Consider the following 12246-nt stretch of genomic DNA (forward strand, 5'->3'; position numbering starts at 1 on the left):
CAAAAATAGAAAAGTGTACAAAAAAAGCCGTCTTAAATATAAGACGGCTCATTGACAAGAAATGTCTAATTAGTGAAGCTGTGCAGTGAGCAGCTTGTTGATCGCCTGCACGTATTCACCCGGATTTTCGAGCTGGGAACCTTCGGCGAGAACGGCCTGACCGTAGAGAGCCTTCGGCCAATCTTCGAGGGATTCCTTCTTTGCAATCTTTTCCTTGAGCATCTTGCAAATCGGATGGTTCGGGTTGATTTCCAAAATGCGCTTGGACTTGGTGACGCTCTGGCCCATGGCGGACATCATGCGTTCCATGTGGCGGCTCATCGCAGCTTCGTCGGTGACGAGGCAGCACGGGCTGTCTTTAAGACGGCTTGAAACGCGCACTTCCTTGATGGTGGCGTCGAGAGTTTTTTGGAGGTCGGTGCAAAGGTCTTTGTATTCGGTCTTGGAAGCTTCTTCCGCCTTCTTTTCTTCTTCGGTCTTTTCAAAGTCCACATCGCCGCGACTGACGTCGTGGAACTTCTTGCCGTCGAATTCCTGGAGAGAGTTCATCATGAATTCGTCGATCGGGTCGGAAAGGAGAAGAACTTCGTAGTTCTTGTTCTTGTAAGCTTCGAGGATCGGGCTTGCGGCAATCGAATCCTTGTTTTCGCCGATGAGGTAGTAGATTTCCTTCTGGTCGGCAGGCATGTTCTTTACATATTCTTCGAGGCTCGTGAACTTGTCGGCGGACTTCGTGGACTTGAAGAGCGTAAGCTTTTTCAGTTCATCGAGATGTTCCCAGTTCATGTAGAAGCCTTCCTTGAGAACCATGCCGAGTTCCTTCCACCAGGCTTCGTACTTTTCACGGTCCTTGTTCTTGATTTCGGCGAGCTTGTCGAGAACGTCCTTGATGACGCGCTTGCGGATCGTGGTGATAATCTTGTTCGACTGGAGAATTTCACGGGAAACGTTCAGCGGCAGGTCTTCGCTGTCAACGACGCCGCGCACAAAACGGAGCCACGGCGGAAGCAGATCCTTGCAGTCATCCATGATGAAGACTTTCTTCACGTAGAGCTTCAGACCGTTGATGCGGTCGTTCTGCCAAATGTTGAACGGAGCCTTGGACGGAATGTAGGTCAAGGTCCAGAATTCCTGGGAACCTTCGGCATGGGAATGCTTCCAGGCGAGAGGTTCGCCGCCTTCGTGTGCGACGGTGGAATAGAATTCCTTGTACTGTTCTTCCTTGATTTCGTTTGCGCTCTGGCGCCAAAGAGCCTGCTTGTCGTTCAAGCGGGTCGGTTCCTTGGTTTCCATTTCGCCCTTATCGTTCTTCGTCGGTTCGTGGTGCAGGTAGATACCGTAAGAAACGAATTCGCTGTACTTACGGACGATGGATTCGACGCCCCATTCGGTGGTGAATTCCTGGAAGTCTTCGCCGTCCTTGAGGTAAAGCGTGATTTTGGTACCGACATCCTGCTTCGGCATATCGGAAATTTCATAGGAACCCGTACCGTCGGAACTCCAGAGGTAGCCGGATTCTTCACCCGCCTTGCGGGAAAGCACTTCGACCTTGTTCGCGACCATGAAGGCGGAATAGAAGCCCACACCGAACTGGCCGATCAGATCCACGCTCGACTTGTCGGAATCCTTGAGGCTCTGCACAAAGTGCTTCGTTCCGCTGCGGGCGATCGTACCGAGGCAACTCACGAGATCTTCCTTGTTCATGCCGATACCATTGTCTTCCACGACAAGGGTCTTGTTTGTCGAATTCACAGAAAGGTCGATCTTGAGCTGTGTATTTTCCGGCAAAAGCTTTGCGTCGGAAAGGGAAAGGAAACGACGCTTGTCGAGGGCGTCAGCCGCATTCGAAATCAATTCGCGGAGAAAAATTTCCTTGTTGCTGTATAGGGAATGGATCATCAAATGAAGAAGATCCTGAACTTCAGTTTGGAATTCTTTCTTTTCAGTTGCCATGGTTATCTCCATTAAATCAAAACGTTTCAAAATGAAACAGTCCGTGTTTCAAAAAGAGAAACTGGGAAATTGCGAATGCCTTTTTACGGACCTTTTTGCAAATTTCACCCAGGACTGCTCAAATTCCACGCTTATAAATGCAAGAATCGTGCCAAAGCACTCGGAATATCCAATTATCAATTAGGAATTATGCAACGTTTTTGGATTTGACTTAATAGAGGGTTCTAGAACGATCATATTCCCGATAAAGTGTTGATAAAAAATCAATAAGAAGTGTTTTTTGGGGCGGTTTATAGCCCGTTTCGGGGAGCTAATTTATAGTGGTTGGTTGAAATTTTATGGTGAGTCCTGAAAATCGCTCCGTAGGGCGTAAAGGAATGCATTATGATGTTTGCGAAGAGCATTAAGGCGACTGTCGCCTTGGTTGGTTTTGGATTCTGCACCTCGGCTATGGCCGAAAACCCGCTTATCCAGACCTATTATTCTCCGGACCCGGCACCAGTCGTATTCGGCGATACGCTTTGCACGTATTCCGGCAACGATGAGGGCGGCAGCTTCTTCACGATGCACGGTTGGCGCGTATCGTGCACCACGGATATGGTGAACTGGACCGATATGAACACCCTCATTTTGGAAGCGGGTGATTTTAACGGTTCTGCCAAGAAGAACGGCGACTGGGCTGCTCAATGCATTCGCCGCAATGACAAGTACTATTATTACGTGACCGTAGAATCCGCCCAAGGTGGCCGCGCCATCAACGTCGCCGTGTCCGATAAGAAGGAAGGCCCTTTCAAGGATGCCCTGAACGGCAAGCATCTGGCGGGCCCTAACTGGGACTACATCGACCCTACCGTATTTATTGACGACGATGGCGTGGCTTGGCTCTACTGGGGCAATCCGAAGCTTTATTATTGCCCCCTCAAGGAGAACATGATTGAATGCGCAAGCGACATCCAGGTCTCCGATATGAGCACCTTTAACGGCAAGTATACCGAAGGCCCGTGGATTCACAAGCGTGGCAAGAAGTATTACATGATTTATGCCGCCGGTGGCATTCCCGAATCCATTGACTATTCCTGGAGTGATTCCCCAACGGGCCCCTGGACTTACAAGGGCGTCATTATGCCGAGTAGCGAACCGGGTGCCGCGTTCACAGTCCACTCCGGCATTGTCGACTTTAAGGGCCGCAGCTTCTTCTTCTACCACAACCAGAAGAACGTGAAAGGCGGCGGCTTCAGCCGTTCTACCGCCATCGAGGAATTCACTTGGAATGCCGATGGAACGATTCCCACGATCCGCGCGACCGACAGTGGCGTTGTGAAGCCTATCAAGAACCTTGACCCGTTCGTGCGCGTGGAAGCCGAAACCAAGTCTTGGGTTGGCGGTATGACCGTCAATACGTCGGATGGCTACACCATCATCGAACATGTCGGTTCCGAATATGGCAATGTTTTCCTTACCAATATGAACAGCGGATTCTACACCAAGGTGCGTTCTGTTGACATGGGCGATGGTGCCGACCGCATTACCGTTTGCACCAGAGGCAGCGGCGGTATGCTTGAACTCCATACCGGTTCCGAAAACGGCGCTCTCCTTGCGTCCATGAATATCCCTGCAAGTACTGCTTGGGAAGAACATACCTTCGACGTGACCGATGCCGCCGGCGTCGACGACCTTTACTTTGTTGTAAAGCAGGGCGGTTTCGATTTTGACTACTGGTATATGGAAAGTGAAAAGACTGCCGTTCCGCAGACGCCTTACAAGGGCACTGCCGCGATGATTCCGGGCAAGATTGAGGCTGAAAATTACGATGAGGGCGGCCACAATAAATCGTTCTACGACAACGACCGCGAAAACCAGGGCAAGGTTTATCGCGAAGATGAAGTAGATTTGGTAGACATTAGCGATTCCAAGTGCGGCGACGCTGCATGTTCGGGTTACGCTATCGGTTACACGCAAGAAAACGAATGGGTCGAATACACCATCAATGTCGCCGCTGACGCCAAGTACGATATCACTGCGAATATCGCGACTGCGTTCGAAACTGCCGGTATGCAGCTGTTTGTTGATGACACGGCGATTACGGATGCGATGTCGTTCGAAAAAGTGGATTCCGTTTTCACCACTTACAAGGTTGTCGATGTGGGCTCCGTGGAACTCAAAAAGGGCGAACATGTGCTCAAGCTCTTGATTACCGGCCCTTACCTGAACGTGGACTGGCTGCAGTTCACCGATCCGAATGCGACAACCATTGTTCGCGAAGTTCGCTTGACTTCTCAGGCTAATGTCTCGTACAATGTCTTCGGCGTGACGGGTAAATTCTTGGGCCGTGTTGAAGATGCTGATGCGAACCTCTTCGCGACCCTTAAGAATGCGGGCTTTGCAGATGGTGTTTACATTGTGCGCGCTATCGGTCAGAGCAAGGCTTTGCGCGTGAAGGTGAAATGAACCTTCGTTGACAAAATGAATCTTTTCTTTTGGTGGCTAGCTAATGCAGGGCATTGGCATGGCGGCTACTTTGGCTTTGCCGTCATGGATGAAAGTTGACAAACGGATTCTTTATAGAAACCAAGTTTTCCGCCGTTTCGGATTTCAATCGCGGCACGGAACTTGGTTTCGTTCTTTTGGAAAGGTTCGAGGACCGGCGAAATTTTATCGGTCAAAAGTTTTTCCACTTCTTCGTCGGAAAGTTCTCGTCCGTAAAAGACCTTGGGAATGCCGAAACCGCAGTGCGAATTTGGACAGGCGTAAATGTCGTTTCGGAATCGGAGTTGTTCGTTGCAGACCGGGCAGGGGAAGTTTCGACGGGGAAATTCAAAAGACGTGCGACCGTCTTCGCCGAGCTTTAAAATCGCATTGAACGAAGAACCTTTTTTGCTTTTGAATCCTTGCAAAACTTCTGTTTTTCCATCGGTGAGAAGAGCCTTGATATCGCCCACGCGGAGCTTTTTACCGGCGACGGTTTTGAACAGAGTGAATTTGCAGTTTTCCGCAGAGCAGAAGATAGCGTTCTTGTTTTCTTCGAGCGTGTGCTTGCAAATCGGGCATTTGTACTTGGTTTCGGTTCCGTGGAAATGTCCGTCGTTTTCAAAGGCGAAGGTGGCGTGAAAGTCCTTGTCCCAGGTGATTTTGGCGTTAAAGCTTGAACCTTTTTTGGTGTGGAAACCTGAAAGGACGTGGGTCGTGCCGTTTCTGAAAAGTTCTTGCAGTTCCGATTCCTGCATTATACGGCTGGCAATCGTTTTGTAAAAGGTAAAGTCGCAATCGTCGCTGCAGACAAGGCGGTTTCCTGCGTCCGAAAGCATTTTACCGCATTTAGGGCATTTGAATTCTGTCGGTAGGCGGTTGTCGGGATTATCGCTAAAATCGAATGCGATGTTCCCATCTTCGTGCATCACAAGGGTTGCGCTAAATGAGGAACCTTTTTTGCTTTTGAATCCCGAAATCAGCTCGGACTTGCCCGAAGAAAGAAGACCTTTCATTTCTTCATGGCTGAGCATGCGGCCCGCGATTGTGTGACCGACTTTAAAACCGCAATGTTCCTGCTGGCAAACATAGCCCCACGGCAAAGTTTCGAGCGGGCTTCCGCACTTGGGACAGGGAAGCGCTTCTGTCACCGTTTCTCTGTCAAATTGGCACTGATACTTGGCGTGCAGTTCCGTAAAAAGCGATTTGACGTATTCGATGATGCCGTCGCGGAATTCCACCGGGGAAAGGTTCCCCTTTTCGACCTGGGAAAGCTGATATTCCCATTCGCCGGTCATTTCCGGGGATTTGACCTTTTCGTCCATCAGCGAAATGACTTCGCGCCCGCGCTGGGTGCTGACGAGGTAATTCTTTTGTGCTTCAATGAATCCGCGCTTTTTGAGCGTTTCGATAATGCCCGCTTGCGTTGCCGGAGTGCCGAGACCGCGGTCCTTCATCGCTTCGGCGAGTTCTTCGTTTTCGACCTGCTTGCCTGCGGTTTTCATAGCGGCGAGCAAAGTCGCTTCCGTATAATACTTTGGTTTGCTCTTCTTCTTTTTTTGAAGTTCCACGCTGTCGAAGGGAGCCTTGTCGCCCAGGTTCCACAGCGGGAATTCTTCGACGAGATTCGTGACGTCGTTAGAGTCGTCATCGTCTGCAGAATCGGAATTATCGCCTTTTTTCGAGGACTTCTTCTTTTTTTCCTTTTCGTCCTTGACGATTGCGCGAAAGCCCAGGTCTTCGTTGCGCTTGAGTTTTAAGCGGAAAGTTTCGCTTTCTTCTTCGGGGCATTGGAGCAGAACTTCCATTTCGCTCCAGATGTACGGTTTGAACCATGCCTGAATAAAGCGTTCCTTGGCGAGCTCGTAAATCTTCTGTTCCATTTCGGGAAGGCCCTGCGGATCTTCTCCCGTGGGAATGATTGCGAAGTGGTCTGTGACCTTGCTCGAATTGATGAAGACAAAGTTTTCACTTGCGTCTCGCATCAGCTTTTGCTGTTCCGGCGAGGCGAGCCTTTGCGCCAAGGCGTAAGCTTCTCCCTTCATCGTATCCGGCAAGTATGCGGAATCGGTACGCGGGTAGGTGAGAAGTTTTTTTTCGTACAGGTTCTGGGCACAGTCGAGAACTTGTTTTGCGCTGCATTTAAAGCGCTTGTTGCCTTCCTTTTGAAGTTCGGTCAAATCAAAAGGCTTTTGCGGGAACTGCTTTTTTTGCTGAATATCAAGCCTAGAAATCGTCGCGTTTTCGGGTGGTGAACATTTATCGACCACGGCTTGCGCCTGCTCTTCCTTTTCGAAAACGGCGACTTTGTCGTCGCGCAGAAGTTGCGCTCCAAAGCCTTTCCACGTTCCGAGTACGCCGTAGTAAAAAAGTTCCTTGAATTGTTCCACGATCGTGTCACGTTCCACGACAAGGTTTAATGTCGGCGTTTGAACGCGTCCGACAGAGATCATTTTGCCGCGGCCTGCGGTAAGCGTGTAAGCGCGCGTCGCGTTTAAACCGACCATCCAGTCAGCGCGCTGGCGAAGTCTTGCTGCGTAACTCAGGTTTAATCTTTCGGTCGCATCTTCCAAGTGCTTCCAAGCGTTGTCGAGATCCTTGGCGACGTAGCTGTTCACCCAAAGGCGCATAATCTTCTTTTGTTTGAACGCCGGCGTAAAATCTAGCACCAAATCAAAAATCAGGTTCCCTTCACGGCCCGCATCGGCGCCGTTCACCAGAACGTCTGCCTTTTCCATCATGGAACGCACCACGTTCAACTGTTTTTTGGTGCTTTCAATTTCCATTAAGCGGAACTTTTCGGGTAAAAGCGGCAAATTAGAAAGGCGCCACGCTCCTTCGTAACCGGGGTAAGCGTCTAACGGGGCAAGCGTAATCAAATGGCCCACGCACCAGGTAATGCAATGGTTTTGACCGATCAGGCAACCGTCTCCCTGTGTGAATTTTTCGCCCTCCAACCGTTCGAGCATTGGGCGGTAATGCTGGTTTGCGACAGAAGGTTTTTCGGCTACAAGGAGAATCATGCGCGGAAAGATACATTTTTTACTTGAGTTAGCTTTGAGGCGAAGCAATCCCAAAGACGTGTTCCCCCGTGCCATAACTCCATTGCAAAATCGACAAAAGCAGGGGTGTCGAATCCGTTTGGAGAATTCATGCCGCAAAAGATTCTTGCAATATTAAAAAAGGGGCTTCAAGAAAATGCGATCGTTGTTCATGACGGATTTTAAAAACGGGTCGTTGGATTGAAAAGTGGACAATCTTTCGCATTTGCCGTTCTGTTTTGCGAAATTTTGCATACTTTACGAGTATGCTGAGTTGCTTAAAATGGCAAATCTGGATGGATGACTTATTTCTCGAAGCCTTTGCCGTATGTTATTCCATCTTTTTCAGGTGCCAACGAAGCAGTAAAAGGCCCGTAATCGCAGCGCCGACATCGGCCATCGGCTGTGCCATGAACACGCCTTGCAAATCAAAAAAAAGCGGCATCACGATCAAAAACGGAATCAGCATGATTACCTGACGGCACGCGTTCTGGAACATGGAAAGCCCCGCTTTTCCCGTACCCTGGAAGAAGTTTCCCGCAACCATGCCAAGAGGCACAAAGGGGAGCGCCTTGGTAAACACGCGCATGCCCCACGCGGTCACGGTCTGCATGTTCAGATCGCCAGGTGCAAAAGGCGCCACAAAAACTTCGGCCTTCCACTGGATTGCCGCCCAGGCAATAATCATAAAGGCGACGCTGTAGATATAGGCGAACTTGAGCGTTCCACGCACGCGGTCAAAAAGCTTTGCTCCGTAATTGTAGCCGAGAATCGGTTGCGTTCCCTGCACAAACCCCATCAGCGGTAAAACAGCGATCGAAACTACACTGTTGATGATCCCGAATGCAGAAATCGCAATGTCGCCGCCTGTCATCGAAGCGGTCGGTTGCAGGCTCTTGTTGCCGTAGGTCGAAAGGCTCCAGGCGAGTATCGCGTTCATGAGGCTGTTGCAGATCTGCATGATCGCGGGCGGGAATCCGAGAATAAAGATCTTTCGCACGTAGGGAAAGTGCAAATGCAAATGCCTACGGTTGATTTTGATCGGCGTCGATTTTTTGATGAAGAAATGCATAATGAGCAAGCTGCTCACGAGCTGGGACGAAATCGTCGCCCAGGCAGCGCCTTCGATTCCCCAGTGGAACTGGATAATAAAAAGCCAGTCCAAAAATACGTTCGTAAGTGCGCCCACGATATCGCGGAGCATGGCCGTTTTGGGATGCCCCATGGAACGGATAAAGTGGTTCATGCCCGGCGCGATCGTTTGGAATACGGCTCCGAGAAGAATAATCCGCATGTACGAAGAGGCGACGGGTAGCGTTTGGTCGCTCGCCCCGAAAACGCGGAGCAGCGGATCCATAAAGATTTCGCCGAGGGCAAAGGCGCTGACCGCCATAATAATCAGCAGCACGAACGAGTTGTTCAGAATGATGCTTGCCTGCTGGTACTTTTTTTCGCCGAGGCGAATCGCAAAGAGCGTATTGCCGCCCACCCCAATGATCATGGACATCGCCATAATAAAGAGCATGATGGGGAAGCAGAGTGTAATTCCCGCAATGCCGAGCGCCCCGACTCCCTGACCGACAAAGTAACGGTCAACGATATTGTAAAAGGCGTTCACGCACATGCTGATAATCGCGGGAACGGAGAACATCAGGACAAGCTTGGGGATGCTTGCTGAACCAAAAGCTTGCAGCTTGGAAGAACGAAGATCTGTCATCGATGTCAAAGATAGAAATTGAGCCCGATTGGATGGGTATGTGATTTTGGGTTATTATATTTTGATTCGTTATACAAGGATTTTCCCATGGCCAAGAATAAGATTATTGACGCTGCTTATGACGATTCCCCGATAGATGTTTCTACCGAAGTGAACTTCATCTGGAGTATCGCAAATACCCTCCGTGGGCCATACCAGAGCGACAAGTACAAAGACGTGATTATCCCGATGGTGATTATCCGCAGATTTGAGTGCGCGTTGGCTGCAACCAAGGATAAGGTTATCAAGCAGTTCAAGCAGAACAAGAATTACCCCTACAAGGCCATGTGCAAGATTTCTGGGTTCCAGTTCTATAACACCAGCGAATTTGACCTGGCAGAGCTGTTGAACGATTCCGAGAATATCGCTTCCAACTTCAAGAGTTACCTGAACGCATTTTCCCCGAATGTGCAGGAAATCATCATGAGCAATTCTGCTGGTCTTGATTTCGAGAAGCAGATAGACAAGATGGACAAGCATAACCGTCTCTTTGGAATCGTCAAGAAATTTTCCGAGCTGGATTTGAACCCCAAGACCATCGACAATGTCAAGATGGGATATATTTTCGAAGACCTGATTCGTAGATTCTCGGAAAATGCAGAAGCGGGTGACCACTACACGGGTCGTGATATCATCAAGACCATGGTGAACATCCTCTTGGCCGAAGGATGCGACGACATTTTCGAAGAAGGTAAAGTCATTACCGCTTGCGACCAGGCTTGTGGAACTGGCGGCATGCTTTCTACCACCGAAAACTTTATCAAGCGCTTCAATCCGTCTGCAAACGTTCGTCTCTTTGGCCAGGAAGTGAACCCCGAATCTTACGCAATTTGTCTTGCAGAAATGCTCATCAAGGGGCAGAATGCGGAGAACATTCGCTTGCAGGACACCATGAAGGCAGATTGCTTTCCTGATACCAAGATGCGTTTCATGGTCGAGAATCCTCCCTTTGGCCAGCCGTGGGGCGGTAAGGATGCCGCGGAAGGTGTGGAAGAAGCCGTCAACAAGGAAAAGAACAAGGTGGGCAGCCGTTGGGGTTCGGGCTACTTGCCTGCCACTGGCGATATGCAGCTTCTGTTTATCCAGTCCGCCGTGAACAAGATGGATGACACCTGTGGCCGAGCAGCGATTATCGAAAACGGTTCCCCACTGTTTACGGGTGGAACATCCAGTGGTGAATCCCAGATTAGGCGTTGGTTGCTTGAAAAGGATTTGATTGAGGCGATTATTGCTTTGCCCACTGACCTCTTCTATAACACGGGCATTGCCACTTACATTTGGATCCTGTCCAAGAACAAGAGCAAGAAAAAGTGCATGGAACCCAAGGCAAGCAACTTGCCAAGGAATTTGTGGACCTGGACAAGTCTGTAAACAAGCGTATTGCAAAGCTGTTTGGGTAAGGTGAGGGGTGGATATGCGAAAAAAAAGTGACAACAAGGTAAAATTGAATGAGCCGAATATAAGTTCCTCATTTGTTTCCGAAGTGAAGCAGATATTTTATTTAGGACGTCAAAAAGCCTATGCTTCCATCAATTCGGCAAAAGGCTCATTCAGGAATTATCCAAGGAATAGACAGAATTTGTATGTAAAGTGCTTTTTTTGAGGTTAATTTTTAGAGGTTACCAAAAGTCACTATTCCCAATACAGAAAGCATAAAAATGACCAGGAACAACACGAACGGGTTTACGGAGGGGTTCTCCTGTGCAACCTTTTGACAGAACGTCCCAGTTTTCTTGCCAATGACGGAACCCCTTCGCTACCAAAATCCACGCAATCGCAAAAAAAACATGCCGGAAAGGAGCACTAATGGAAAATGCCCAAAACCCTTACAATACACATTCACAAGAATTTTATAATAGGCAACATAATTAGAAATCAGAACTAGGCTCTGCTGCAAAAGCCTTTCTGTATTCATCCCACGAGATCTAGTCGGAATCTTCATCCATTATATATTTCACATCTCTAAATGTAAATAAAAAACATTATCATTTTTTTTTTTTTTTTTTTTTTTTTTGAAATTTCGGCCATTTTTAAAGAAAATTTTATAATCCAACCCGTAAAATCAGCCAAAAAAACGATTTTATCCAGTGACGGCCAAAATGGAGAGTATTGCGCTTTTAGCAATATTTTGATGCATAGTACTTTGCGTTTTTGGCAACATTTATTTATATTCTCATCAGCGAAGCCCTCCTCATCGAAGGGGCCCGACGAATTGGCAAGAGCACCATCGTAGAAACATTCGCTCAGCACGAATACAAGTCGTATATCCTTATCGACTTCAACGACTGCGAGGCTTCTGTCAAGAAAGCGTTCGACAAGATGAGCGACCTCAACAGTTTCTTTACCACGCTCTCTTACACCTACGGCATTACGCTCCATCCCCGTGACTCCGTAATCATTTTTGACGAAGTACAAAAATTTCCAAAGGCCCGACAAAGCATCAAGAAACTTGTCAAGGACGGGCGCTTCGACTACATCGAGACAGGTTCACTCATTTCCATCAACGAAAACGTCAAGGACATTACCATTCCATCGGAAGAAACATCTATCCAAATGTATCCGATGGACTTCGAGGAGTTCTGTGAGGCACTCGGAAAGCCCACCATCTGCGACTACATCCGGGAATGTTTCGACAAAGGAGAAGCACTTGAGCGTAACCTGCACAACGACGCCATGCAACTGTTCAAGCAATACATGCTTATCGGTGGGATGCCCCAGTCCATCGTCGAATTTCTGGAACACACGTTCAGTTTTAAATACAGCGACAGGCGCAAACGCAGCATTATCGCCCTCTACAAGAAGGATATCCAAAAAATCAAGGGTGCATACAAGTCAAAGGTCCTTTCCACATTCCTGCAGATTCCCGCATTCCTCTCCAAGCACGAGAAGCGCGTAAGTCTCTCCAGAATTGAATCCGGCATCAACACAGAAAACACCTACGAGAATACCTTCATGTGGCTTTCGAACTCCATGATTACCAACAATTGCCTCAAATGTTCCGACCCCAATGTGGGCTTGGGGCTGAACGGC

At 48.8% G+C, this 12246-nt stretch carries 5 protein-coding genes and 1 pseudogene; 3 read left to right on the top strand and 3 right to left on the bottom strand.

All coding sequences use genetic code 11. From position 1 onward, the window contains the following. Window positions 1-69: 69 nt before the first annotated feature. Entirely contained in the window at window positions 70-1953 is a 1884-nt protein-coding gene (gene htpG / locus MR847_RS07830) for a molecular chaperone HtpG (RefSeq protein WP_287723449.1), read from the bottom strand. 384 nt (window positions 1954-2337) lie between these two features. Between htpG and MR847_RS07835 the strand changes: the two genes are divergently transcribed. Beyond that, complete coding sequence (locus MR847_RS07835) at window positions 2338-4401, top strand: family 43 glycosylhydrolase (protein ID WP_287723450.1); 2064 nt, start codon at window positions 2338-2340, stop codon at window positions 4399-4401. 65 nt (window positions 4402-4466) lie between these two features. Here MR847_RS07835 and MR847_RS07840 read toward each other — a convergent pair whose 3' ends face one another. Both MR847_RS07840 and MR847_RS07845 read right to left on the bottom strand, forming a co-directional pair. Beyond that, a complete protein-coding gene (locus tag MR847_RS07840; protein WP_287723451.1) occupies window positions 4467-7442 on the bottom strand; it encodes a type IA DNA topoisomerase in 2976 nt (991 codons plus the stop codon). A 349-nt stretch (window positions 7443-7791) separates the two neighbouring features. Next, the gene (locus tag MR847_RS07845; RefSeq protein ID WP_287723452.1) at window positions 7792-9177 is read right to left on the bottom strand and encodes an MATE family efflux transporter; all 1386 of its coding nucleotides are present in this window, start codon (window positions 9175-9177) and stop codon (window positions 7792-7794) included. An 87-nt stretch (window positions 9178-9264) separates the two neighbouring features. Here MR847_RS07845 and MR847_RS07850 point away from each other — a divergent pair. Beyond that, a pseudogene (locus tag MR847_RS07850) lies at window positions 9265-10527 on the top strand (type I restriction-modification system subunit M); the annotation flags it as partial. 840 nt (window positions 10528-11367) lie between these two features. Then, a partial coding sequence (locus tag MR847_RS07855) for an ATP-binding protein (protein ID WP_287723454.1) occupies window positions 11368-12246 on the top strand: 879 nt, incomplete at its 3' end.

The organism is Hallerella sp. (assembly GCF_022776125.1).
GTDB classification, from domain to species: Bacteria; Fibrobacterota; Fibrobacteria; order Fibrobacterales; family Fibrobacteraceae; genus Hallerella; species Hallerella succinigenes.